General features: G+C 69.1%; 24 protein-coding genes and 1 tRNA gene. 10 read left to right on the top strand and 15 right to left on the bottom strand.

Going from position 1 to position 23,540, the window contains the following annotated elements:
* Nucleotides 1-102: 102 nt before the first annotated feature.
* The 3 genes from Pmi06nite_RS05015 to Pmi06nite_RS05025 all read right to left on the bottom strand — a co-directional run bounded on the left by Pmi06nite_RS05015 (nucleotide 103) and on the right by Pmi06nite_RS05025 (nucleotide 3,068).
* Complete coding sequence (locus Pmi06nite_RS05015) at nucleotides 103-1,122, bottom strand: MDR family NADP-dependent oxidoreductase (RefSeq protein ID WP_203951626.1); 1,020 nt, start codon at nucleotides 1,120-1,122, stop codon at nucleotides 103-105.
* Nucleotides 1,123-1,184: 62 nt separating this feature from the next.
* Entirely contained in the window at nucleotides 1,185-1,949 is a 765-nt protein-coding gene (locus Pmi06nite_RS05020; RefSeq protein WP_239113661.1) for an SDR family oxidoreductase, read from the bottom strand.
* A gap of 48 nt (nucleotides 1,950-1,997) precedes the next feature.
* The gene (locus Pmi06nite_RS05025; RefSeq protein WP_203951627.1) at nucleotides 1,998-3,068 is read right to left on the bottom strand and encodes an aldo/keto reductase; all 1,071 of its coding nucleotides are present in this window, start codon (nucleotides 3,066-3,068) and stop codon (nucleotides 1,998-2,000) included.
* Between the two features lie 117 nt (nucleotides 3,069-3,185).
* On the opposite strand from Pmi06nite_RS05025, the gene Pmi06nite_RS05030 reads away from it, so the two are divergent.
* The gene (locus Pmi06nite_RS05030) at nucleotides 3,186-4,019 is read left to right on the top strand and encodes a helix-turn-helix transcriptional regulator (RefSeq protein WP_203951628.1); all 834 of its coding nucleotides are present in this window, start codon (nucleotides 3,186-3,188) and stop codon (nucleotides 4,017-4,019) included.
* Nucleotides 4,020-4,292: 273 nt separating this feature from the next.
* Here Pmi06nite_RS05030 and Pmi06nite_RS05035 read toward each other — a convergent pair.
* From Pmi06nite_RS05035 to Pmi06nite_RS05065, 7 genes are all read right to left on the bottom strand, one after another.
* Nucleotides 4,293-4,367: transfer RNA gene (locus Pmi06nite_RS05035), tRNA-Val, on the bottom strand.
* Nucleotides 4,368-4,382: 15 nt separating this feature from the next.
* Nucleotides 4,383-5,339 (bottom strand): ROK family protein, encoded by a 957-nt coding sequence (locus Pmi06nite_RS05040; RefSeq protein WP_239113663.1) that lies wholly within the window; start codon nucleotides 5,337-5,339, stop codon nucleotides 4,383-4,385.
* Between the two features lie 29 nt (nucleotides 5,340-5,368).
* The gene (locus Pmi06nite_RS05045) at nucleotides 5,369-5,629 is read right to left on the bottom strand and encodes a hypothetical protein (protein WP_239113664.1); all 261 of its coding nucleotides are present in this window, start codon (nucleotides 5,627-5,629) and stop codon (nucleotides 5,369-5,371) included.
* A gap of 192 nt (nucleotides 5,630-5,821) precedes the next feature.
* Complete coding sequence (locus tag Pmi06nite_RS05050) at nucleotides 5,822-6,277, bottom strand: peroxiredoxin (protein ID WP_203951630.1); 456 nt, start codon at nucleotides 6,275-6,277, stop codon at nucleotides 5,822-5,824.
* A 74-nt stretch (nucleotides 6,278-6,351) separates the two neighbouring features.
* A complete protein-coding gene (locus Pmi06nite_RS05055) occupies nucleotides 6,352-6,780 on the bottom strand; it encodes a DUF3052 domain-containing protein (protein ID WP_203951631.1) in 429 nt (142 codons plus the stop codon).
* A gap of 138 nt (nucleotides 6,781-6,918) precedes the next feature.
* Nucleotides 6,919-7,326: a secondary thiamine-phosphate synthase enzyme YjbQ gene (locus tag Pmi06nite_RS05060; protein ID WP_203951632.1), complete on the bottom strand. Its 408-nt coding sequence runs from the start codon at nucleotides 7,324-7,326 to the stop codon at nucleotides 6,919-6,921.
* Nucleotides 7,327-7,335: 9 nt separating this feature from the next.
* On the bottom strand, nucleotides 7,336-7,530 hold the full coding sequence (locus Pmi06nite_RS05065) for a DUF1918 domain-containing protein (RefSeq protein ID WP_203951633.1): 195 nt from the start codon (nucleotides 7,528-7,530) through the stop codon (nucleotides 7,336-7,338).
* 631 nt (nucleotides 7,531-8,161) lie between these two features.
* On the opposite strand from Pmi06nite_RS05065, the gene aceE reads away from it, so the two are divergent.
* On the top strand, nucleotides 8,162-10,915 hold the full coding sequence (gene aceE, locus Pmi06nite_RS05070; protein WP_373317249.1) for a pyruvate dehydrogenase (acetyl-transferring), homodimeric type: 2,754 nt from the start codon (nucleotides 8,162-8,164) through the stop codon (nucleotides 10,913-10,915).
* Nucleotides 10,916-11,196: 281 nt separating this feature from the next.
* On the opposite strand, the gene Pmi06nite_RS05075 is transcribed toward aceE, so the two are convergent.
* The 5 genes from Pmi06nite_RS05075 to Pmi06nite_RS05095 all read right to left on the bottom strand — a co-directional run bounded on the left by Pmi06nite_RS05075 (nucleotide 11,197) and on the right by Pmi06nite_RS05095 (nucleotide 16,197).
* Nucleotides 11,197-11,583 (bottom strand): VOC family protein, encoded by a 387-nt coding sequence (locus Pmi06nite_RS05075; RefSeq protein ID WP_203951634.1) that lies wholly within the window; start codon nucleotides 11,581-11,583, stop codon nucleotides 11,197-11,199.
* A 120-nt stretch (nucleotides 11,584-11,703) separates the two neighbouring features.
* Entirely contained in the window at nucleotides 11,704-12,417 is a 714-nt protein-coding gene (locus Pmi06nite_RS05080; RefSeq protein WP_203951635.1) for a helix-turn-helix transcriptional regulator, read from the bottom strand.
* Between the two features lie 70 nt (nucleotides 12,418-12,487).
* Nucleotides 12,488-14,530 (bottom strand): family 20 glycosylhydrolase, encoded by a 2,043-nt coding sequence (locus tag Pmi06nite_RS05085; RefSeq protein ID WP_239113665.1) that lies wholly within the window; start codon nucleotides 14,528-14,530, stop codon nucleotides 12,488-12,490.
* Nucleotides 14,531-14,604: 74 nt separating this feature from the next.
* On the bottom strand, nucleotides 14,605-15,063 hold the full coding sequence (locus Pmi06nite_RS05090; protein ID WP_203951636.1) for a helix-turn-helix transcriptional regulator: 459 nt from the start codon (nucleotides 15,061-15,063) through the stop codon (nucleotides 14,605-14,607).
* Nucleotides 15,064-15,156: 93 nt separating this feature from the next.
* Entirely contained in the window at nucleotides 15,157-16,197 is a 1,041-nt protein-coding gene (locus Pmi06nite_RS05095) for a PHP domain-containing protein (RefSeq protein WP_203951637.1), read from the bottom strand.
* A gap of 145 nt (nucleotides 16,198-16,342) precedes the next feature.
* Between Pmi06nite_RS05095 and Pmi06nite_RS05100 the strand changes: the two genes are divergently transcribed.
* From Pmi06nite_RS05100 to fabF, 8 genes are all read left to right on the top strand, one after another.
* A complete protein-coding gene (locus Pmi06nite_RS05100; RefSeq protein WP_203951638.1) occupies nucleotides 16,343-17,005 on the top strand; it encodes a hypothetical protein in 663 nt (220 codons plus the stop codon).
* Nucleotides 17,005-18,168 (top strand): glutathionylspermidine synthase family protein, encoded by a 1,164-nt coding sequence (locus Pmi06nite_RS05105; protein WP_203951639.1) that lies wholly within the window; start codon nucleotides 17,005-17,007, stop codon nucleotides 18,166-18,168. Before Pmi06nite_RS05100 ends, Pmi06nite_RS05105 begins: the two co-directional genes overlap by 1 nt.
* 13 nt (nucleotides 18,169-18,181) lie before the next feature.
* A complete protein-coding gene (locus Pmi06nite_RS05110) occupies nucleotides 18,182-18,634 on the top strand; it encodes a DUF350 domain-containing protein (RefSeq protein WP_203951640.1) in 453 nt (150 codons plus the stop codon).
* A gap of 182 nt (nucleotides 18,635-18,816) precedes the next feature.
* Nucleotides 18,817-19,965, top strand: coding sequence for a PucR family transcriptional regulator (locus tag Pmi06nite_RS05115; protein ID WP_239113666.1), 1,149 nt, complete (start codon nucleotides 18,817-18,819; stop codon nucleotides 19,963-19,965).
* Between the two features lie 117 nt (nucleotides 19,966-20,082).
* Entirely contained in the window at nucleotides 20,083-20,979 is an 897-nt protein-coding gene (locus tag Pmi06nite_RS05120; RefSeq protein ID WP_203951641.1) for an ACP S-malonyltransferase, read from the top strand.
* Nucleotides 20,976-21,932: a beta-ketoacyl-ACP synthase III gene (locus Pmi06nite_RS05125; RefSeq protein WP_203951642.1), complete on the top strand. Its 957-nt coding sequence runs from the start codon at nucleotides 20,976-20,978 to the stop codon at nucleotides 21,930-21,932. The genes Pmi06nite_RS05120 and Pmi06nite_RS05125 overlap by 4 nt, the downstream gene beginning before the upstream one ends.
* Nucleotides 21,933-21,994: 62 nt before the next feature.
* Nucleotides 21,995-22,234 carry an acyl carrier protein gene (locus Pmi06nite_RS05130; protein ID WP_203951643.1) on the top strand — a complete coding sequence of 80 codons (240 nt, stop codon included), beginning with the start codon at nucleotides 21,995-21,997 and terminating at the stop codon, nucleotides 22,232-22,234.
* A 74-nt stretch (nucleotides 22,235-22,308) separates the two neighbouring features.
* Nucleotides 22,309-23,538, top strand: coding sequence for a beta-ketoacyl-ACP synthase II (gene fabF / locus Pmi06nite_RS05135; RefSeq protein ID WP_203951644.1), 1,230 nt, complete (start codon nucleotides 22,309-22,311; stop codon nucleotides 23,536-23,538).
* Nucleotides 23,539-23,540: the final 2 nt, after the last annotated feature.

Genomic DNA, 23,540 nt, shown 5'->3' on the forward strand with positions numbered 1-23,540 from the left:
CCTGAGCGTTGGCACCCGGCCCGTCCACGTCGGGACTGCCGCCGGGGCAGGGGAGCTGAGACTGCGGCGGGACCAGCGCCGCCGCGTCATCGTGAATCTCGCCTATGCGGTCAGCCTCACGATGACGTTGCCGCGGTGTACGCCGGCGAGGAGCTCGTCCTGCGCGGTGATGACGCGCTGGAGGGTGCCTTCGAGGAGGGTGTGCGCGAACCTGATCCGGCCTTCGTCGTACCACTGGGCATAGTGGGTGTTCCAGGCCTGGACCTGGTCGGGGGTGTGCCTGGTGGTGAAGGGGCGGATCTGCACCTCGTGAACCAGCGCGGTCATGATGTCGAAGCGGGGGTGCCCGCCGTCGCCGCCGCTGACCTGCCCGGCGAGGGTGCCGCACAGCGCGAAGCGGGCGCCGAACGCCGTGTGCCGGAGTGCTGCTTCGAACTGGGAGCCGCCGATGGTGTCGAAGAAGGCGGTGATCCCGTCGGGGGCGAGCTCGGTGAGCCGGTCGTCGAGGTCGTCGTTGCGATAGTCGATGGCGGCATCGAGGCCGAGCTCTTCGACGAGGTAGCGGGTCTTCTCGGGCCCGCCGGCAATGCCGATGACGTACGCGGCGCCACGTGCCTTGGCGATCTGCGCGGCCATCGACCCGACGCCGCCGGCGGCTCCGCTGACGAGGACGACGTCACCGTCGCCGACGGCGGCGATGTCGACGATGCCGTGGTAGGCGGGCACGCCCTGGTTGAGCAGGTACTCGGGACCGGGGAAGACGCTGTCGGGCACGGGGAACGCCTTGCCCGGCCCCAGGATGCTCTCCTCGCGCCAGCCCGACATGTGCAGCACGACGGTTCCCACCGGCAGGCCGTCGACACGTGACTCGACGACCGTGCCGATCGCGGTGCCGTAGACCGGCTCGCCGACCCGGAAGGCGGGCACCGGGATTTGAGTGGTCTCGAACATCAGGTCGCCGTTCGCCGCGATCACCTGCTGGTACAGGTTCCGCACCCGGACCTGGCCGGCGGCCAGCTTCTGCGGAGGGAGCGTGACCACCTCGAGCAGTGAGCTGGGCGGCTGAGCCAGATCCCTGCGATGCTCGCGCAGGACGACGGCGTATGGTCTCTGGACAGTCATGATGGAAGTCTCTCGGTCGGTCATGGCCGGGCCTGAGCCCATGGCAGAGCGGCAGGGCGAGCTCAGAGCTGGGTTTCGCCGCCGTCCACGGCCAGCTCGATACCGGTGGTGTACGTGGCGTCGAAGGCGAGGAACGCGGCCGCCTTGGCGAACTCCTCGACGGTGCCGTAACGCTCCATGGGGTTACTCGCGATCCGCTCCGCCCTGAACTGGTCGGCGGCCTCTTTGGACATCATCGTTTCCAGAATCCCCGAGTCGATGGGACCCGGGCTGATCGCATTGACACGAATTCCTCGCGGAAGCAGCTCGGCGGAGAAGGTGCGGGCCATCGAGCGCAGCGCCGCTTTGCCGGCCGCATAGACGCTGGTGTCCACCATGCCGATGACGTTCGCGATCGAGGTGGTGAGGACGACGCCGGCGTTCGTGCTCAGCAGCGGGGCGAGCTTCTGCACAGCGAAGAAGGCGCCCTTGACGTTGATCGCGAACAGTTCGTCGTACACCTCCTCGGTCGTCGACTCAAGGGGCGTGTGGGGTGCGATGCCGGCGTTGACGAACAGAGCCTCGATCGAGCCGAGCTCGCTCTTCACACGGCCGGCGAGCGAATCCAGGTCGGACAGTGAGGCCACATCGCCCCGGACGGCCACGGCATTCTCACCGAGCCGCTTGCGCGCCGCGTCGAGCGTGGCCTGAGAACGGCCGGTAATCACCACGCGGGCTCCGCCTTGCGCCAGCAGCTCCGCTACCGCGAGCCCCATGCCGCTGCTGCCACCCGTGATCACCACATTCTTGTCGCTGTACCTACCCATGCCGAGGTTGCTCCGTTCCATCATCAAAAACGTGGTGCTATGTCTGGATGTTGCCGTTCATGAAGTGGATCAGCTGCGGGTTTCGATCTTCATGTCGCCTGTGGTGACCGTGCGGATGTGGTCGCTGGCGAGCAGGCCGTGCGGAATGCCGAGGTCGATGGCGCTGACCTCGCCGAGGCGGGCCAGCTGGGAAGGAGTGAGGTCGACCTGCAGGGCGCCCAGGTTGTCTTCCAGCTGCGCGATAGTGCGGGCGCCGATGATGGGTGCCGTCACGCCCGGGGCGTTCAGGGTCCAGGCCAGTGCGACCTGGGCGGGTGTGTGGCCCAGCTCCGAGGCCACCTCCTTCACCACATCAGCGATGGCAAGGGTACGTTCGGTGACCATTCCCAGGGCGGCGTTGAGGCTCTTGCGGCTGCTGGCGGTTTCGCCGGCAACGGGGCCCGTCGGGTTCAGGTCCTCCCGGCTGTACTTGCCGGTGAGCACCCCGCCGCCCAGCGGGGAGAAGGAGACTACGCCCAGTCCCATCTCGCGTGCCATGGGGATCAGGTCACGCTCCCCGGTACGCTCGATCAGGCTGTACTCGATCTCCAGTGCGACCAGCGGCGACCAGCCGCGCAGGTCGGCGATCGTCTGCATGCGCGACACCTGCCAGGCCGGCGCGCTGGAGATCGCCACGTACAGAACCTTGCCCTGCCTCACCAGGTCGTCCAGGCCGCGCAGGATCTCCTCCACCGGCGTCCTGAAGTCCCATACGTTCAGATAGAGCAGATCGATGTAGTCCGTGTTCAGCTGCCGCAGACTGGATTCCACCGACGCCAGCATGCTCTTGCGATGCGTACCCCCGGAATTGGGGTCACCGGGCTGGCGCAGCGTCGAGTACTTCGTCGCCAGCACCAGTCCGTCGCGGTTGGTGCGGGTGAACTCGCCCAGCAGCCGCTCGGAACTGCCGTTGGTGTAGGTGCTGGCGGTGTCGAAGAAGTTGCCGCCTAGCTCGGTGTAACGATCGAACAGCTTGCGCGCCTCCTCGCGCTCGGCGCCCCAGCCCCACTCGGTGCCGAAGGTCGCCGCGCCCAGCGCCAGCGGTGAGACCCGCAGCCCGGAGCGGCCCAGCAGCCGGTAGGTGTCGAGGGTCAGCGACATCGTGTTCTCCTGTGCTCGTGATCCAACGTCGGCTACCAGCCTGCGACCGCCAGCAGCCAGGGGTAAGGGAAGACGCTTCCTGGGAACACCACTCCCACCCAGCCTGTTGGACAGGGCATGACGACCCGCGCCGTGGACCCGGCCCAGGAGCTGGCTGCGTTCCTGCGCACCCGACGCGAGCGCCTTGACCCGCGTGACGTCGGTCTGCCCGTGCGCCGGCAGGCCCGGCGCACCCCCGGACTGCGCCGCGAAGAGGTCGCCGAACTGGCCGGGATCAGCATCGACTACCTTGTGCGGCTGGAGCAGGCCCGCCCGCTGCGGCCCTCAGCCGACGTGGTCGAAGCGCTGGCCCGCGCCCTGCGCCTGGCCCCCGACGAACGCACCTACCTCTACGACCTCACCCGGCAACGCCCCCGCACCACCGCCAAGCCCCCCACCACGGCGGCACCGCCGCTGGCCCGGCTGGTCACCGACCTGTCCCCGCTGCCGGCCATGGTGCTGAACCACCGCTACGACATCCTGGCCTGGAATCCCGAAATGGGGAGGCTGCTCATCGATTTCGACACCCTGCCGCCCCAGCAGCGCAACTCGATGTGGCTGTGCCTGATCCATCCGGAAACACGCGAGTACTACGTCGACCGCGAACGCGTCGTGCGGGAGGGAATCGCCTACCTGCGCGCCGCGTGGGCCGCATATCCGGAGGACCAGGTTCTGAACGAACTCATCTCCCAGTGCATCACTCACAACGAGCAGTTCGCACGCTTGTGGGCCCAACGCGACGTCAAAATCAACGGCCGCGGACACAAGGTGATACGGCATCCCGACGCCGGAGAAATCGCAGTCCACTTCGAAGTACTCATGCCACTTCAAGACCCCGACCAACGGCTGATGATCTGCCGCGCCGCGGACGACGACAGCCAAGCAGCAATGGACCGGCTGCACACACGGTGATAATGCTGACACGCCTCCGGTGTGGGGCCTGACGCCCGATTCGGAGGCGCTGGTTTCCCGGGACCGAGAAGCCCGGGGTACGCCCGCTGCTGGACCGCCTGGGGTGCGTTTCAAAAGTGCTTGTCACAGCCACTCACTGATGGCTGCTATCAGCCTCGATCCACCGCGTGAATTCTGGCATCTTGCGACAGAAAGATCCGACCGAGCGGCCTCACGTGCCGACCAGTGTCACATACAGCCGGGGAAAACAAGATCAGAAAGGTGCGTTTTGCCTGGTGGGCGGTACTGGGTTCGAACCAGTGACCCCTCGCTTGTAAGGCGAGTGCTCTACCGCTGAGCTAACCGCCCGGACGGGACTACACCTTACGACACACCGCCGCCTCTCAGCACATCGAGCGACCAGCCTCGCCCCACGTCGAACGCCCCCGCCGCACGCCATCCGAGAAGGGCCGCGCCGAGCATTCCGGCACGCATGCCGAGGGCCGCCTGACGCAGCGGAGGCGCATCCCGGAAGGTCAGCCGTCCGGCCAGTTGCTCCTCCAAGGGGTCGAACAGGACCCGGCCTGCCTCCCCCAGCCCGCCACCCAGCACGATCACCGAAGGATCGAGCAGCAGGACGTACGTCGCGAGCGAGATCGACAGCGCCTCGACGGCTTCACCGAAGACCTGGGCGGCCACCTGGTCGCCGGCCGCCGCCAGGGCCACGACCTCCTTCGCGGTCGCCGAACGGCCGGTGCGGGTCTCGAAGCGCCGGGCCACGGCGGAAGCCGAGGCATAGGTCTCCAGGCAGCCGATCTGGCCGCAGGCGCACTTCTCCCCCGTCGGCCACACCGGCGCGTGGCCGATCTCGCCGCCCCAGCCCCGGGAGCCGCCGTACGGCTCGCCCTTGATGATCACGGCGCCGGCGATGCCGGTGCCGATCGGCAGGAACAGGAAGTCGTCGGCCTCACGGCCGGCGCCGAGCACGCTCTCGGCGAGTCCGCCGGTCTGGACGTCGTGGCCTAGCCGTGTGGGGATGCCTTCGGGGACGAACGCGGACGCCGGGATGTTCCGCCAGCCGATGTTCGCGGAGTAGACGGCCGTGGAGGCGGTCACGATGCCGGGTACGGCCAGGCCGATGCCGGCCGGTGGAGCCCCGAACTGGGAGGTGCCGAGTTCGACCAGTTCGCCCGAGTAGGCGCGGACGGCCTCCACCACGGCCTGGGGACCTTCCTCACGCCCGGTGGGACGTCCCTCGAAGGCCGTCACCTCGCCGTCGCGCGTGACCAGGCCACCCTTCATCGTCGTACCGCCCACGTCGAGCCCGACGACATAGTCCACGTGTGTGACTCCTGGGGTTTCAGTGGTGGTCACGAGCGTCCGAGCACACGGTCGAGGGCGGCCTCCACCTCGGCGGGCAGCCCCGGCGCGCCGGTGGACCTACTCGGCTTCCCCGTCGCGACGTGCGGCTCTTCGGGCCGCGCCTGCCGTACGGAACCGCACGAGCGGCATTCGACCTCGCCGAGGCGGCGGATCAGGGAAGTGGACGCGCACGAAGGGCACGCGTCGAGATCGAGGTCGCAGGCGCGCTGACAGTCCGGGCAGATCAGGACCTGCGTCTCGTCGCGCACTCCACGCTTCCAGGGGCTGGCGCCACGGACAGGGTCTGTCTGCCGGGCCCCGCACCGATAGCAGGGCATGTTCGCCTCCCATAAAGGCAGTCCGGGCAAGGAGACCCGGACACAAGATTCAGGTAACTCGAACGAGGTCCAGAAGACAAGCTTCGGCCGGTTAAGACGCGATAAATCACGAGAAATAGCTGATCAGATGCCGTCGAGCACCTTCTGGTACTCGACGACATCCCTCGCGGAGCCGATCTCGTTGACGATCTTCCAGCGGACGACACCCTGCGCATCGATGATGAACGTTCCGCGCAGAGCGAGCCCCTTCTCCTCGTCGAACACGCCGTAGGACCTGGCCACCTCTCCGTGTGGCCAGAAGTCCGACAACAAGGAGAAGGTATATCCCTCCTGGTCCGCCCAGACCCGGTGGCTGAACATCGAGTCGACCGAGATCGTCAGCACCTGGACGTCGTCAGCCGCCGAGACGACGAACTCGTCCCGGATCGCGGACAGCTCTCCCTGGCAGACGTGGCTGAACGCCAGCGGGTAGAAGACGAGCACAATCCTCCTGCCCCGAAGGCCGGAAAGCCTGACAGGGGCACCGTGCTGATCTTTGAGCTCGAAGTCCGGGGCCATCGCCCCGACCTCTACCGCCATGAACTGTCCTCCCGGACGTCGTCCGCACACCATTCCTGCCGTACGGCGCAGCCGAGCCGTACGGCAGGGTCAGCTCAGCGGCGAGCCTTCGGGGCGACGAGCCGGGTCCCCGACCAGTCCCTGGCAGCACTCACACTGCTCGTCTGGGACAGTCCCGCGGTCGTCGCGTCCTCGCCGATGTCACTGGGCTCGACATGGCCGTCACGCCCCGCCTTCGGGGTCAGCAGCCAGATCTGGCCTCCGTCTGCGAGTGCGGTCATCGCGTCGCTGAGGGCGTCGAACAGATCACCGTCCTCATCGCGCCACCACAGCAGCACGACGTCGACGACGTCCTCGTAGTCCTCATCGACCATCTCGTTGCCGGTCAGCTCCTCGATGGACTGGCGCAGCGCCTCGTCGCTGTCCTCGTCCCAGCCGACTTCCTGCACCACCTGACCGGCTTTGAGGCCGAGTCTTTCGGCCAGGCCGCGCTCGCCTTGCGCCTGACCCGCGGTCGCGCTCACGTTCATCCCTCCTGCTTGGGTGACCCCGCTCTTTTGTGCGGTCGTCCGGCTCCGGAGAGCCATGCTTCGGCACAGTCCACACGCTGTGACCCATCGTCGTCAACGGTCGCCACGGCCGGTGACCCGCACCGTTATCTGTTAATTGGACAAAAACGACAAACGAACACGCCTGTTCGGGTTGTCCACGTTGAGATCGATCACGGCGACCGACTGCCACGTCCCCAGAGCGAGCCTTCCGCCCAGCACGGGAACCGTCGCATACGGCGGAATGAACGCGGGCATGACATGTGATCGCCCATGCCCCCGAGATCCGTGCGCATGCCGCCAGCGGTCGTCGGCGGGAAGCAGATCACCGAGAGCGGCGAGCAGATCATCGTCACTGCCCGATCCGAGCTCGATCACCGCGATGCCCGCCGTCGCGTGCGGCACGAACACGTGCAGCAGCCCGTCTTCGCCGGACTCGCGCGCGAAATCCGCACACTCCTGGGTGATGTCGTGGACCCGCTCGCGCGAGCCGGTGCGCACCTGGATCTCCCTCGACTTCACAGCGTGATACTACGATCCCCTCTGGCCTTGCTCGATCACAGCGTCGGGGCCCGGGAAGACCAGCGCCTGGTGCCCGTCCTCGAAGAGGACCACGAAGGGTGGCCCGCCACCAGACCCGCGCACTTCGATGATCTCGCCGCACTTGTCGTGCTCTCCGACGACGGCACCGTGCACCACGAGCCTGTCGCCAACGGTTGCGTGCATCTCGATCCCCTCCCTCTCTGAGCCTGATACGGCTATCGCCACCTGGAAAGAGGAGAAACCCCACCCTCTCGAGAGGAGGGGACAACACATACCAAAACGTTACGCTGCGGATATGGGCCCGGCCGCCGTCGCCGTCATGATCACAGCGGCCGCCCCCTCGACGCCTCTCCTGCCGTTCCGGGGACCCGCCGGCGCCGGGACGAAACGGCGGACGCCTCGCCCTGAAAATCTGCGAAAACCGGCATCCCGGACCGCCCGGCGACCCACCGATGTTTACGCCACCAGAGAAGGGGCCCGTCAGCCATTTAGAGGGCGGTCCCGGGGGGAAGTACCCGACGGGAGTCGTATAGCGTCCACGGGCACGAGCCCCGCAGACGGCTTACATCGGCCCCACCGCACGGAGCAAGTGTGCGGTTTGCCAAAATCGTCCTACCATCGGTGGTCTAAGCCATCCAAGCCCTGCTGCCAGCAGGGACATTTTGGTTACCGGGGAGTAGAGATGCGCTTTCTGGACCGAAGAGCAAGGATGGAAGACCAAGAGGAGCGGCGATCCAGCAGGACGCACCCCCAGCCGGCAAGAGTTCAGCAAGATCCGACGTGACCAATGTCCATTCTCGGAAGGCGAGACCCAGTGGCTTCCGGACGCCAGCGTTTCTCGATCATCAGCGACGGCCTACCCAGCCAGTTGCCTGATGTCGATCCGAGCGAGACCCAGGAATGGCTCGAATCGCTCGACAACGTCATCAAGACCGAGGGCCGCACCCGTGCCCGCTATCTGATGCTCCGCCTGCTGGAGCGCGCCCGTGAACACCAGGTCGGTGTCCCCGGCCTGCGCAGCACGGACTACATCAACACCATCCCGCCGGAGAAGGAACCGTGGTTCCCCGGCGACGAGCACGTCGAGCGCCGGATCCGGGCCTACATCCGGTGGAACGCGGCGGTCATGGTGAGCCGCGCCAACGCGCACACCAACGTCGGCGGCCACATCGCCACCTACGCCTCCGCGGCGTCGCTGTACGAGGTGGGCTTCAACCACTTCTTCCGCGGCAAGGACCACGGCGAGTCGGGCGACCAGGTCTTCATCCAGGGTCACGCGGCGCCGGGCATCTACGCCCGCTCCTTCCTGGAGGGCCGCCTGTCGGCGACCGACCTCGATGCGTTCCGGCAGGAGTTGTCGCACGGCTTCCACGGCCTGCCCTCCTACCCGCACCCCCGCCTGATGCAGGACTTCTGGGAGTTCCCCACGGTGTCCATGGGCCTCGGCCCGCTCGCCGCGATCTACCAGGCGCGGTTCAACCGCTACCTGCTCAGCCGCAAGATCAAGGACACCAGCCGCAGCCATGTCTGGTGCTTCCTCGGCGACGGCGAGATGGACGAGCCTGAGTCGCTCGGTCCCATCGGGGTCGCCTCGCGTGAGGAGCTCGACAACCTCACCTTCGTGATCAACTGCAACCTCCAGCGGCTCGACGGCCCGGTGCGCGGCAACGGCAAGATCATCCAGGAGCTGGAGTCGTACTTCCGCGGCGCGGGCTGGAACGTCATCAAGGTCGTCTGGGGCCGCGACTGGGACCCGCTGCTCGCGGCGGACGTCGACGGTGTGCTGGTCAACCAGATGAACACCACCCCTGACGGGCAGTTCCAGACCTACTCGGTCGAGTCGGGCGGCTACATCCGGGACAACTTCTTCGGCGGCGACCCCCGGCTGCGCAAGATGGTCGAGCACATGTCGGACGACGACATCCGCAAGCTGTCGCGCGGCGGCCACGACTACCGCAAGGTCTACGCGGCCTTCAAGGCGGCCCGCGAGCACGTCGGCCAGCCGACCGTCATCCTCGCCCAGACCATCAAGGGCTGGACGCTCGGCAAGGACTTCGAGGCGCGCAACGCCACGCACCAGATGAAGAAGATGAGCAAGGCGGAGCTCAAGGAGTTCCGCGACCGGCTCTACCTGCCGATCCCGGACAAGGACCTCGAGGGCGACCTGCCGCCCTACTACCACCCGGGTCCGGACAACGAAGAGATCGCTTACATGAAGGAGCGCCGTGCCGCGCTCGGCGGGTTCCTGCCGAAGCGCGTAGTACGGGCCAAGCCGCTCAAGCTGCCCGGCGACGACGTCTACAAGCAGCTGTCCAAGGGCTCGGGCAAGCAGAACGTCGCGACCACGATGGCGTTCGTCCGCCTCCTGAAGGACCTCATGCGCGACAAGGAGATCGGCCACCGTTTCGTGCCGGTCATCCCCGACGAGGCGCGCACGTTCGGCGTGGACGCGATGTTCCCCACCGCCAAGATCTACTCTCCGCACGGGCAGACGTACGAGGCGGTCGACCGCGACCTCCTGCTGTCCTACAAGGAGTCGACCGAGGGTCAGATCCTCCACGAGGGCATCAGCGAGGCCGGCTCGATGGGGTCGGTGATGGCCGCGGGCAGTGCCTACGCCACCCACGGCGAGCACATGATCCCGGTCTACATCTTCTACTCGATGTTCGGGTTCCAGCGCACCGCCGACCAGATGTGGCAGCTCGGTGACCAGATGGGCCGCGGCTTCCTGCTCGGCGCCACCGCGGGCCGCACGACGCTGAACGGTGAGGGCCTCCAGCACGAGGACGGCCACTCGCCGCTCATCGCCTCGACGAACCCCGCCGCCGTGTCGTACGACCCGGCGTGGGCGTTCGAGATCGCGCACATCGTCAAGGACGGTCTGCGGCGGATGTACGGGGACCAGCCCGAGAACGTCTTCTACTACCTCACCGTCTACAACGAGCCCTACCAGCAGCCGGCCCAGCCGGCCGACCTCGACGTCGAGGGTGTGCTCAAGGGTCTCTACCTCTTCGCTCCCGCGACGGGTGACGGGCCGAAGGCGAACATCGTCGCCTCGGGCGTCGCCGGGCCGTGGGCGCTGGAGGCGCAGCGCCTGCTGGCCGACGACTGGGGCGTCTCGGCGGCCGTGTGGTCGGCCACGTCGTGGTCGGAGCTGCGCAGGGACGCCCTCGCGGTCGATGAGCACAACCTGCTCAACCCCGAGGCCGAGCAGCGCATCCCGTACGTGACGAGCAAGCTGGCCGGCGTGCCGGGGCCGCTCGTGGGCGTCAGCGACTACATGCGTGCGGTTCCCGACCAGATCGCGCAGTGGGTGCCGGGAGACTGGTCCTCGCTGGGCACCGACGGCTTCGGCCTGTCGGACACCCGGTCGGCACTGCGCCGCCACTTCCACGTGGACGCGGCCTCGATCACGCTGGCGGTGCTGACCCAGCTGGTCAAGCGTGGCGAGATGAAGCAGGAAGTGCTTCAGGAGGCCGTCGCCCGCTACCACCTCAAGAACGGCGTGACCGAGGTGGTCGGCCACCCGACTCCGGAGACCAACGACACCCAGTCGATGGGCGTCTGACCTCTCCGAGGGTTCACTCAGCAGTACGGCTCCCGCCACGGCGGGGGCCGTTTCTGTTTTGCGGGCCCGACGTACCGCGTCTTCTTCTTAGCCCGGCGTCATCCCGCGCCTGCGCGACGGGGCGTACCGCGCCGAAACGCGGGAGGGGCCGAACGCGGGAGGGGCCGTCCGATCGCCCTCTCGGCCCGGTGGCAGGTCGCCGTGGGGGGAAGTGCCGGAGGGGGAAGCACAGGAACGGGGTCCCGGCGGGCGATCGGACGGCCCAGGATCGCTTCAGCGGGTCAGGAACCCGCCTCGGCGAAGATCTGGACGAGGTTGCCCGACGTGTCCTGCACGTAGGCGAGGTCGGGCCCGTGGGCGTTGCCCACGACCTGGGAGACCACCTTGCCGCCGAGAGACTCGACCCTCTCGCAGGTGGCGGTCACATCCGCCACGAGAACGGTGAAGACCGCGTGGCCCGGCCGCGAACCTCCGGTGCTGAAGACGCCGCCGCGGGCCTTCTCGTCATCGGAGTATCTGATGATCTGGTAGTCCACTCCCCCGGCCGCGGAATCCTCATCGATCTGGAACCGCCAGCCGAACAGGTCGCCGTAGAAACGCCGCACGGCGGCCGGGTCGTCGCTCGCCACCTCGAACCACGCCACGGTGTTGATCGCAGGCACGCTCATGGGCGGCCTCCTCACTGCTGTAGATGCTCCAAGCCGTCGGGATCAAGCTTCCCAGCGAGTGGCGACAACCCCCTGTCGGTGTTTCGGTCGGAGTTGTTTCCTCTGTTCGGTCCCGCCCTTTCAGTCCAGGGCGGGGTGCCGGACGATCATGTCGGAGAGATCGGACTCGAAGGTCTCCAGCGGACGGGCGGGCGCCCGTTGCCGGGTGAGCGCCGCGGCCATGATCCGGTCCAGCCGGAACACGCGGACGGCCTCTCTGAGCCTGCACCAGCCCACCAGATACCACGAGCCTGTGCGCCCGCCGACGAACATGCCGGGCTCGACCTGCCGCGCCGTCAGCGTGCCCTCGGCGTCGGCGTACTCGATCTCGAGGACGACACCCTGCAGGACGGCCTCCTCGACGACTCTCGTGACCAGGCCGTCTCCCGGCCTCTCGGGCGTATCGGAGGTCATGATCTGCACGCGGCCCGCCAGTTGCCGCGCCCGGTCCCCCTCGTGACCGGGCATCGCGGCGACGAGTTTGCGCAACGCGCTCCGGGCGTCGTCCGCGAACGGCTGCCGGTCGGCCCCGTTGAGCGCGATCGCGACGGCCACGGCCTCCGCGGGGGTGAAGTTGAGCGGGGGCAGCGACATGCTCTTGTCGAGCGCGTAGCCCCCCTTACGCCCCACCTCGGCGTAGACGGGGACCCCGGCCTGTTGCAGGGCCGCGATGTCCCGCTCGATGGTGCGCGAGCTGACCTCGAACCGGCGGGCGAGATCACGGGCGGACCTGCAGCGTGGGGAGATCGCCCGCAGGTCTTCGACGATCGCGTAGAGCCGGTCGGTACGGTTCACAGGCGAGACGGTAGGCCACCCCACCGACATTTACGGCGGCCGCGCGTCCCCCCGGGCCGCGCGGGTCCGGTCACCGCTGGATCTCGATGTAGTCCACGTTGGGACCGCCGCCGGCCGTCGTGGCGGTGGCTCTGACCGTGTTCGTCCCGGCGTTCAGGTTGACGGTCAGCGTCCGGGTCTGCCAGGTGGTCCACGCTCCGGTGCCGTCGAAGGCCACGCCCGCGGCCGCCGTCGCGCCGTTGACGGCGATGTCCATGGGCCGGCCGGTGGTCGTGCCGTTGGCGTACCGCACCCTGAGCGTCGCCGCGCCCGCGGCCGCGGCGTTCACCGTCCACTGCACGTAGCTTCCCGCGGCGTTGTCGTAGTTCACGAAGCCGGTGCCGGAGAACCCGGCGTGGTTCGACTCGGCCACCCCGCGCGAGATGACGGCGTTCTCCGCCTCGTACCGCACGGCCCCCTGGCCCTCGGTGGCCCACGGCACCTGGGGCGACCGGTAGAAGCCGATCCCCATGATCGTCCAGCGCGGCCCCTGGGCGCCCAGCCGCTGGCGGAAGGCCGTCCAGTTGTGCGTGGACCACGGAGACCAGCCGAGTTCGGCGATCGCCGGCAGCCGAGGGAAGGCCATGGACTCGATGTGGTCCTCGGTGACGACGGTCTCGGTCCACAGGGGCGCCTCGACGCCGAGCACGGCGGTCTCCGGAACTCCGCTGAGGTAGGTCCCGGGGTTCCACTCGTAGGCCGTCTGCACCTCGATGTAGCCCGCCCAGCTCTGCCCGGGCGTCGTCGCCGAGGTGTACTTCATGTCGAGGTACGCCTTGTTGGCCGGGGACATCACGACCTTCGCGCCCTTCGACACGGCGTTGGTCACCAGGGAGTCCGAGGTGGTCAGGCCCCAATACTGCGTGACGCGGCCCGGCGAGTGCTGCACGGCCGACGCGCCGATCTGGTGCCAGCCCATGACCGCCTTGCCGGTCGCGGCGACGAGCGGCTGCGCCCGGTTCACGAAGGTCGCGTACTGGGACGCGGAGGTCGCGCTCGCCTCGTCACCCCCGATGTGCAGGTACGGCCCCGGCGTCATCGCCGCGAGTTCGCTCAGCACGTTCTGCGCGAAGGTGTAGGTCGTCTCCTTGGAGGTGCACAGCGAGCTGAAGCCGACGTCCGTGCCGGTGTAGAGGGCGGGCGCCACCCCGTTGCAGTTCAGCTCGGCGTACGACGCGAGGGCGGCGTTGGTGTGCCCGGGCATGTCGATCTCGGGCACGATCGTGATCTGCCGCTGCGCGGCGTAGGCGACGATGTCCTGGTACTGGGCCTTGGTGTAGTAGCCGCCCACCCCGCCGCCCACCTGGGTGCTGCCGCCGTACGTCGCGAGCCGGGGCCACGCGTCCACGACGATCCGCCAGCCCTGGTCGTCCGACAGGTGCAGGTGCAAATAGTTGATCTTGTAGAGGGCGATCCTGTCGATGTAGCGCTTGACCGTCGCCACCGGGTGGAAGTGCCTCGCGACGTCGAGCATGGTCCCCCGGTAGGCGAAGCGGGGGTAGTCCACGATCCGCCCTCCGGGCACCGTCCACGGGCCGGGGCGGACCGTCGTGCTCTCGACCTCGGCGGGGAGCAGCTGCCGGAGCGTCTGCACACCGTTGAACAGGCCGGTGACCGTCCGCGCCCGGATCACCACGGCGGCCGACGTCACGTCGAGTTGGTAGCCCTGCTGCCCCACGCTCGCGTCCGCGCCGCTGAGCAGGAGCGAGATGCCGCTCACGGGCGTACCCGTCCCCGCGGCGGAGACCGGCAGCGCGTAGCCCGTCGAGGGCCGCAGGATCCCGGCCAGGTAGGTCCCGACGTCGGCGGCCTGGGCGGATCCCGCCTCGGTGAGGATGCCGGCGCCGGCGGGCAGCGTGTAGGTCGTCCCGCTCGCCGGCTGGGCCGAGACGGGCGCGGGCACCACGTCGCCGAACGCCGCGGCGTCCGCCGGCTCGGCGCCGGTCAGCACGGCGACGCCCGCTCCGGCGGTGAGCAGCGCGGCCGTGAACGACACCATGGCGAGCCGGGCGAGCCGGGAGCCGCGCCCCGAGGCCCGATCGTGCCGTACGGCAGGCCTCATGGCGTCCTCCACGAGCCGGAGTAAATAATTAGTAAGCTTTACTTACAGATGAGGGAGCGTCAAGGATCGCGTGAAGCCGGAGATTCTCAGACTCCGACGGCGTTCGCGAGGTCCGCGAGACGGTCGGGCGCGGGCTCCGGATAACGCTCACGGGTGACTGCCGCCGACACGATCCGATCCAGGCGGAAGACCCGGACGTCGTCCCGCAGGCGGCACCACGCCACCAGGTACCAGTGGCCGCCCCTGCCGCCGAGGCAGATGCCGGGCTCGACGTCCCGGGACGTCACCGCGCCCCGCCCGTCGCCGTACTCGATCCGCAGGACCCGCCGTCCGAGCAGCGCCTGGTCGATCGACCGCTTGACCGACTCCAGCCCCGTGATGGTGTATCCGCCGGGGTCGAGCCGGATGGGCACGCCCGCCTCACGCAGCCGCGCGACGTCCCGGATGACGGTGCGACTGCTCACTCCGAGGCGCGACGCCAGCTCGCGGGCGGAGAGCCGGCCGCCGGTGCGGAGCTCCTCCACCAGGGCGTCGCGGCGGTCCATGATTCGAAGCTACGCCGACGAGCCCGGTGAAACCCCACGAAAACGTCTCACCCAGACGCCACACCACCATCACCCCGAGACGACCTCGCGACATCACCCGGGGGCGTCGCGCGAGGCGTGCCGTTCGTCCCACGGTCGCGTGTTGACGACGCGGTCGGCACCGATCCCGCACTGTACGGCTCTCGCGCAACCGAACCGCTGCCAGTCGAGCTGACCGGGAGCGTGCGCGTCGGAGTCGATGGAGAAGGAGCAGCCCATCTCGTAGGCGAGCCGCAGCAGCCGCTTCGGCGGGTCCAGCCGGTCGGGCCTCGAGTTGATCTCGACGGCGACGCCGAACCGCCTGCACGCCTCGAACACGATCTCCGCGTCGAACGCCGACTCCGGCCGCAGCCCGCCCCGTTTGCCGCCCGCCTGCACGATCCTGCCCGTGCAGTGGCCGAGCACGTCGACGTGCGGGTTCGCGATGGCCGTCACCATGCGCCGCGTCATGTCGCCCGCACCCATCTTCAGCTGCGAGTGCACGCTCGCCACCACGACGTCGAGCCGCTCCAGCAGGCCGGGCTCCTGGTCGAGGGAGCCGTCCGCGTTGATGTCGACCTCGATCCCGGTGAGGATCCGGAACGCCCCGCCCTCGGCCGCGAAGCCGGCGTTGAGCTCCTCGACGACGTCGAGTTGTGCGCGGAGCCGGTCCGCGGACAGGCCGTTCGCGACCGTCAGCCGGGGCGAGTGGTCGGTGAGCGCCAGATACTCATGGCCGAGCGCCCGCGCCGCGGCCGCCATCTCCTCGATCGGCGACCCGCCGTCGGACCAGTCGGAGTGGCTGTGCAGGTCGCCCCTGAGCGCCGCGCGCAGCGCGGACGTCGCCTCGTCCAGGTCGACGTCGGCGGTGTCCTCCAGGCGCCGTAGGTAGGTGGGCACGTCGCCGTTCAGCGCCTCGGTGACGGCGAGAGCGGTGACCTTGCCGATGCCCTTGAGGTCGCCGAGCCCGCCGTTTCGCGCGAGCCGTACGAGCTCGTCATGCGGGAGACCTCCGACAGTGGCGGCCGCCCCGCGGAACGCGCGGACGCGATAGGTGGGCTCGCCCGCCCGTTCCAAAAGGAAGGCGATCCGTTTCAGCGCGTCGACCGGATCCACACCGGCACGCTACCCGAGGGCGGGTCCGGCGCGCGCGGGCCATACCCGTGCGGCCACCCGGGAACCAAACACCGCCCTGTCCCGTTCGTCTGGCTGGCGCTATCGTTCGACTGATCTGCACAGATTCACTACTGGGGGGAGCTCTATGACGGAATCCGGGGAGAACCCCCCGCAGAATCCCACCCCTGACGACCCCACCCCGCACGACGCCGCCCCCAAGGACACCGCCCCCAAGGACGCCCAAGCCGAGGACACCACCTCCGAGGGTGCTCCGCCAAAGGGCGCCGTTCCCGAGGACACCCCGCCCGAGGACACCGCCCCGCCCAAAGACGCCGCCGAGGAGGACGCCGCTCCGAAGGAGGGACCTCCACAAGGTCCCCCTCGGCAGGAGCCGCCTCTCCGGGCGCCCGCTCCCCCGCCGATGGGGATGGCCCCGCCCATCCATCGGCGGACGGGCGGCCTCAAGAAGTCGAGCGTAATCAAGCTCGGCATGATCGGCGGTCTGTCCACCCTGGTCGTCGGATTCTGCGTCGCGCAGAACCGCTACGAAGAGGTGAACGCGGACTGTGTCGACACCTCGAGCCGCCAGGCTGACGGCTCGTACACCGTGGTCGGCGACGACTACTGCGACGACACGCGCTACCACGGCTCCCACGGCGCCTACGGGTGGTACTACGGCGGCGCCCGCCTGGCCGGGCGGGTCCTCAACGGGACGATGATCAAGCCGTCCGGCTCGCAGATATCGACGCGGTCGGGGCGGGTCATCCAGCGCGGCGGATTCGGCTTCCACGTCGGCGGCGGCGGCTGATGCGCAGGGAGGCGTCACGGCCCAGGGACGACTGGGCCGCCACCGTGGAGTCGCAGGGCCTCGCGTTCCACCGGTCGGCCCACCCCGAGGGCCTGTCCCGGCCCTACTGGGACGAGGGCGTCCACTACGTCTTCACCATGGACGAGGTCCTCGATCTGGAGGAGCAGGTCGAGGAGTTGCACCGGATGTGCCTCGCAGCCGCGGAGCACGTGGTCGCCCACGACCGGCTCGCCGACTTCGCCGTCCCGCCCGCCTGGCGCGGGGCCGTCGCGGAGTCCTGGCGGCGGCGTGACCAGCACGTCTTCGGCAGGTTCGACCTGCGTTACGACGGGACGGGGCCGGCCAAGCTGCTGGAGTACAACGCGGACACCCCGACCAGCCTGGTGGAGAGCTCCATCGTCCAGTGGTTCTGGTTACGCGACGTCTTCCCCGACGACGACCAGTGGAACTCCATCCACGAACGGCTGATCGACCGGTGGAAGGCGCTGACGTTGCCGACGGGCCCGGTCCACTTCGCCTGGACGAGCGCCGACGAGACGGGCGAGGAGGTGATGACGCTCGCCTACCTCCAGGAGACCGCCGAGCAGGCCGGGCTGAAGACGGTCGCGATCGCCATGGAGGACATCGGCTGGGACGCCCTCAACCGGCGCTTCGTCGACATGGAGCACCGAGTGGTCCGTTCCCTATGCAAGCTCTACCCCTGGGAGTGGATCGTCGCCGAGCCGTTCGGGCCGCACGCCATGGCCCAGCAGATCTCGATGGCCTGGATCGAGCCCCTGTGGAAGATGTTGTTGTCCAACAAGGCGCTGCTGGCCGTCCTGTGGGAGCTCTACCCGGGCCACCCGAACCTGCTCCCCGCCTACCTCGACGGCCCGCGTGACCTCGCAGAAGGCCCCGGATACGTCGAGAAGCCGCTGCTCGGCCGCGAGGGCGCGTCCATGCGCGTCGTGTCCCCCGGCGTCACGGTCGAGACCGACGGCGACTACGGCGCCGAGGGATTCGTCTACCAGGAGTTCCTTCCGCTGCCGGACTTCTCCGGCTGGCGGCCGGTCCTCGGCGCCTGGGTGGTCGACGACGAGTCGGCCGGGCTCGGCATCCGCGAGACCTCCGGCCTGATCACCGACGACACCTCCTCCTTCGTCCCCCATCGAATCCACGGATGAAAGCGACCGCTCGATGAATCCCGCACCCCCCGCCACATCGTTCGCCGAGGTCCTGGGACACGGCTCGCTGGCGATCCTGGCCTACGCGATCCTCGGTGTGCTGCTGCTCATCGCCGGCTTCTACGTCATCGACCTGGCCACGCCCGGACGGCTGAGCAAGGTGATCCGCACGGAGCGCAACCCGAACGCGACCTTGCTCGCCTCCTCCAGCCTCGCGGCCGTCGGCCTGATCGTGGCGGCCTCGATCTGGTCGTCGGGGGGTGTTCTTCGGGAGGGACTGCTCGCCACGCTCGTGTTCGGCCTGGTCGGCATCGTCGCGCAGACGCTCGGAATGGTGGTGTTCGACCGGGTCGCCGGGATCTCCGTCCGCGAGCTCGTCCAGGAGCCCACCCTCCAGCCGGCCGCCCTCCTGTTGTCCGTCACCCACTTCGTCATCGGCCTGGTCACCGCGGTCGCGGTCATCTAGGACCTGTACGGATGACCGCCGCAAACGGCCTCCCCGGCCCGCCGTGCCGCGCCGGGTGCCGCAGCACCCCGGATGACCTGGCACGCTAGAGACGTGAGCGAGCGGGAGAGCAGGACGGCCGACAGGCGCACGACGATGGGCACGATGACACCGCCGCTCGCGTGGCCGGCCGGGGAGGCGTCATGAACGTGAAGGTCCAGGAGGACACGGCGCGCCGGCTCGACCGTGCGATGGGCAGCCTGGGCACGGCTGCGATGGCCCGCATGGAGGAGCAGCTCGCCTGGTATCGGGCGCTGTCCGCGGAGGACAGGTCGTGGGTCGGCCTGGTCGCCCAGGCGGGCATCGCGGCGTTCGTCGAATGGTTCGGCCACGCAGGCGAGGGACGGCCCACGCCGAGCATCGAGTTCTTCGGCACCGCTCCGCGCGAGCTCAAGCGCAGCGTGTCCCTCCAGCAGACCGTCGACCTCGTCCGCATCGTCGTGGAGGTCGTGGAGGCCCAGGTCGAAGAGCTCGCCGCGCCCGGCGGGGCGGACGTGCTCCGCCACGCGATGCTCCGCTACACCCGCGACGTCGCCTTCGCCGCGGCCCAGGTGTACGCGCGGGAGGCCGAGGCACGCGGCTCCTGGGACGCCCGGCTGGAGGCGCTCATCGTCGACGCCCTGGTGCGCGGGCAGGTGGACGACGGCCTGCACTCCTGGGCCGCGGCACTCGGCTGGACGTCCGCGCCCGTCATGGTCTTCGCGGGCCACGCGCCCGACGACGACCCGCAGAGCATCATCGACGGGCTCCGCGACAAGGGCCGCAGGGTGGGCCACGAGTTGCTCGCCGGAGTGCAGGGCGACCGCCTGATCGTGATCGTCGGTGGCGCCGCGAGCGTCAAGGAAGCGGCCCGCAGCGTCGTCCCCCGGTTCGGCCCGGGGCCCATCGTGATCGGCCCGGAGGTGCCCGACCTGCACGCCGCGGCGAGTTCGGCGCGCGCCGCCATCGCCGGGTTGCGGGCGGCCTCCGGCTGGCCGGACGCGCCCAGGCCTGTCCTCGCCGAGGACCTGCTGGCCGAGCGCGCCCTCGACGGCGACGACGACGCCAGGGCCCAGCTTGTGGAGAACGTCTACAAACCCCTCGCGGGCACGCCGCTCCTGGACACTCTGGCGACCTATCTCGAGCAGGGAACCTCACTGGAGGCCACCGCGCGGCTATTGTTCGTCCATCCGAACACCGTGCGCTACCGGCTCAAGAAGATCACCGAGCTGACCGGATACCAGCCCACGGAGGGCAGATCCGCTTTCACGCTTCAGGTGGGGCTCATACTCGGCCGCCTGTCCGTAATGTAGTGGGCCCGCGTTAACCGCAGCGAAACGGAAACTGTAGGTACCCCACAAACCAGCGGGCCCAAAGTTCGTTCGGATCTCCATCAGTGTGGCGAACCTCTACAGGGCAGGGTTAACTACGTGCTCGTCATCGCCGCCCCGGGCCAGGGTGCCCAGACTCCAGGCTTCCTCAACCCATGGCTTGAGATCCCCGAGTTCCGTGACCGTATCTCCGCGTGGTCGGAGATCGCCGGCCTTGATCTCATCGCGTACGGCACGACCGCGGACGCCGACGAGATCCGCGACACCGCGGTCGCGCAGCCGCTGCTCGTGGCCGCCGCCCTCGCCGCCTACGACGTGCTCGGCGTGACGCCCGACCTGGTCGCGGGACACAGCGTGGGCGAGCTCGCCGCCGCCGCGATCGCGGGTGTGCTCACCCGCGAGGAGGCGCTCGGCCTCGTCCGGGAACGCGGCCAGGCGATGGCCAAGGCCGCGGCCGTCACCGAGACCGGCATGCTGGCCGTCCTCGGCGGCGCCGAGGACGAGGTGCTCGCCGCCATCGCCGGGCAGGGCCTCACGCCCGCCAACATCAACGGCGCCGGCCAGATCGTCGCGGGCGGCACCCTGGAGCAGCTCGAGGCCTTCAAAGCCGATCCTCCGGCCAAGGCCCGTCTGATCCCCCTGTCGGTGGCGGGCGCGTTCCACACGGTCCACATGGCCCCCGCGGTCGACCACCTGCGTCAGGCCGCCGACGGCATCACCCCGGGCGACCCGACGGTGAGGCTGCTGTCCAACGCGGACGGCGCCCTGGTCGCAACCGGCCCCGACTTCGTCGACCGCCTCGTCAAGCAGGTCGCCAACCCCGTCCGGTGGGACGCCTGCATGGCTACCATGGCGGCGGAGGGCGTCACCGCGATGATCGAACTGCTGCCCGGCGGCACTCTGACCGGACTCGCGCGCCGCGGCCTTCCCGGCGTGAAGACCGTCGCACTCAAGACTCCCGACAATCTCGACGCCGCCCGAGAGGTGCTCAAGTGAGGCTCAGCCAAGGTTCTCCCGGCGCGAGGGTTCTCGCGTTCGGCGGCTACCAGCCCGCCGATGTCGTGACCAACGACGACCTCGCGCAGCGGATCGAGACCAGCGACGAGTGGATCCAGAGCCGCGTCGGCATCAAGGAGCGACGCGTCGCGGGCCCGCAGGAGTCGGAGATCGACCTCGCGGTCCAGGCCGGAGGCAAGGCCCTCGCCGCGAGTGGCCTGTCCAGCAGCGACATCGACCTGGTCATCGTGGCGACCTGCACCCTCGAGGCGCAGATCCCGAACGCGGCCGGCCGGGTCGCGCACCGCCTCGGCATCGAGGCGCCGGGCGCCTTCGACGTCAACGCCGCGTGCGCGGGCTTCTGCTACGGGCTCGCCGCGGCGAACGACGCCGTACGTGCGGGGTCGGCCACGAACGTGCTGGTCATCGGCACCGAGAAGCTCAGCCAGTGGGTCGACTGGGACGACCGCACCACCGCCGTCATCTTCGCCGACGGAGCGGGCGCGGCGGTCGTGGGCCCGTCGGAGACACCCCGCATCGGCCCGGTGGCCTGGGGCAGCGCCGGCGACAAGTCTGAAGCGATCATGGTCAGGGACCGCAACTCCTTCCTCCAGCAGGAAGGCCAGACCGTGTTCCGCTGGGCGACCACCGCGCTCCACCCGGTCGCCAAGGCCGCGTGCGAGCGTGCGGGCGTCGACCCCGCCGAACTCGCCGCGTTCATCCCCCACCAGGCCAACCTCCGCATCGTCGAGGCGATCGCCCGCAAGCTCGGCGCCGACAACGCGGTCATCGCCAGGGACATCGTCCTGGCGGGCAACACCTCGGCCGCGTCGATCCCGCTGGCGCTGTCCCGCATGATCGAGCGCGGCGAGGTGCCCTCGGGCGGACTCGCCCTGCTGCTCGGCTTCGGCGCGGGCCTCACCTACGCCTCCCAGGTGATCGAGCTCCCGTAATGCTTTGTACGGCTTGCCGTACAAGATCCAGATAATCCATGAATTCAAGGAGAACTAGCGACATGGCACTGACCGAGCAGGAGATCCTGGCTGGCCTCGGCAAGATCGTCAACGAGATCACCGGCATCCCGGCGGTCGAGGTCACCCCGGAGAAGAGCTTCGTGGACGACCTCGACATCGACTCGCTCTCCATGGTCGAGATCGCCGTCGCCGCGCAGGACGAGTTCGGCGTTGAGATCCCCGACGACCAGCTCAAGCACCTGAAGACCGTCAAGGACGTCATCAACTTCATCCAGGCCTAGCCGGTCGGCGCGGGCCCGGTGAACGTGCCGGGTCCGGCACGTTCCCCCAATCCACCAAAGAGGAGTGCAGAAACGTGAGTAAGGACCGGGTAGTGGTCGTCACCGGGATCGGCGCGACGACGCCCGTCGGTGGGGACGCCGCCTCGACCTGGTCGGCGCTCCTCGACGGGCGGTCGGGAGTCCGCACGATCACTGAGGACTGGATCGACTCCGTGCCGGTGAAGTTCGCCGGCCTGTCGGCGGTCGACCCCGGGGACGTGCTCCCCAGGCCTGAGGCGAGGCGGCTCGACCGTGCCGAGCAGTTCGCGTTGATCGCGGCCCGCGAGGCATGGCAGGACGCCGGCAAGCCGGAGGTCGAGCCGACGCGGCTGGGGGTCGCCGTCGGTAGCGGCATCGGCGGCATCACGACGATCCTGGCGGCTTACGACGTGTTCAAGGAGAAGGGCTGGAACCGGCTCTCGCCGTTCACCGTGCCCATGCTCATGCCGAACGGGTCCGCCGGATGGATCAGCATCGAGATCGGCGCGCAGGCGGGCACCCATTCGCCTGTCAGCGCCTGCGCCACCGGCGCGGAGGGCATCGCCTACGGCGTCCAGATGATCAAGGACGGCCGGGCGGACGTGGTGGTCGCGGGTGGCACGGAGGCCGCCATCCACCCGCTCAACATCGGCTCCTTCGCGGCGATGCGGGCCATGTCGACCCGCAACGACGAGCCGGACCGCGCGTCGCGGCCGTTCGACAAGGGACGTGACGGGTTCGTCCTCGGTGAGGGCGCGGGCATCGTCGTGCTGGAGTCCGAGGAGCACGCGCGGGCTCGCGGCGCCAAGATCTACGCCGTGGCGGCGGGAGCCGGATACTCCTCCGACGCCCACCACATCGCCCAGCCCGAGCCCAGCGGCGCCGGCATTCAGAGCGCGATGCGCCGGGCACTGGAGAGCGCCGGGCTGACCGGCGCCGACATCGTCCACGTCAACGCGCACGCGACCTCCACCCCCGCCGGCGACGTCGTCGAGACGATCGCCATCAAGGAGGCGGTCGGCACGCACCCGCTGGTGACCTCGACCAAGTCGATGACCGGTCACCTCCTCGGCGGAGCGGGCGGCATCGAGTCGGTCTTCACCATCCTCGCGCTGACCGAGCGCATCGTTCCTCCGACCATCAACCTGGACGATCTGGACGACGGCATCGACGTGGACATCGTCCGCGCCGAGCCGCGCAAGCTTCCCGGCGGGCAGATCGCCGCGGTCAACAACTCGTTCGGGTTCGGCGGGCACAACGTCGCTGTTGCCTTCACATCTGTTTGACC

This window comes from Planotetraspora mira (genome assembly GCF_016863275.1).
Classification (GTDB): Bacteria; Actinomycetota; Actinomycetes; order Streptosporangiales; family Streptosporangiaceae; genus Planotetraspora; species Planotetraspora mira.

Bases quoted from the DNA above. Each gene is read 5' to 3' on its own strand.
- Pmi06nite_RS05015 (WP_203951626.1), bottom strand. From the start codon at position 1,122: ATGACTGTCCAGAGACCATACGCCGTCGTCCTGCGCGAGCATCGCAGG.
- Pmi06nite_RS05020 (WP_239113661.1), bottom strand. From the start codon at position 1,949: ATGGAACGGAGCAACCTCGGCATGGGTAGGTACAGCGACAAGAATGTG.
- Pmi06nite_RS05025 (WP_203951627.1), bottom strand. From the start codon at position 3,068: ATGTCGCTGACCCTCGACACCTACCGGCTGCTGGGCCGCTCCGGGCTG.
- Pmi06nite_RS05030 (WP_203951628.1), top strand. From the start codon at position 3,186: ATGACGACCCGCGCCGTGGACCCGGCCCAGGAGCTGGCTGCGTTCCTG.
- Pmi06nite_RS05050 (WP_203951630.1), bottom strand. From the start codon at position 6,277: ATGGCGGTAGAGGTCGGGGCGATGGCCCCGGACTTCGAGCTCAAAGAT.
- Pmi06nite_RS05065 (WP_203951633.1), bottom strand. From the start codon at position 7,530: ATGCACGCAACCGTTGGCGACAGGCTCGTGGTGCACGGTGCCGTCGTC.
- Pmi06nite_RS05075 (WP_203951634.1), bottom strand. From the start codon at position 11,583: ATGAGCGTGCCTGCGATCAACACCGTGGCGTGGTTCGAGGTGGCGAGC.
- Pmi06nite_RS05090 (WP_203951636.1), bottom strand. From the start codon at position 15,063: ATGGACCGCCGCGACGCCCTGGTGGAGGAGCTCCGCACCGGCGGCCGG.
- Pmi06nite_RS05100 (WP_203951638.1), top strand. From the start codon at position 16,343: ATGACGGAATCCGGGGAGAACCCCCCGCAGAATCCCACCCCTGACGAC.
- Pmi06nite_RS05105 (WP_203951639.1), top strand. From the start codon at position 17,005: ATGCGCAGGGAGGCGTCACGGCCCAGGGACGACTGGGCCGCCACCGTG.
- Pmi06nite_RS05110 (WP_203951640.1), top strand. From the start codon at position 18,182: ATGAATCCCGCACCCCCCGCCACATCGTTCGCCGAGGTCCTGGGACAC.
- Pmi06nite_RS05115 (WP_239113666.1), top strand. From the start codon at position 18,817: ATGAACGTGAAGGTCCAGGAGGACACGGCGCGCCGGCTCGACCGTGCG.
- Pmi06nite_RS05130 (WP_203951643.1), top strand. From the start codon at position 21,995: ATGGCACTGACCGAGCAGGAGATCCTGGCTGGCCTCGGCAAGATCGTC.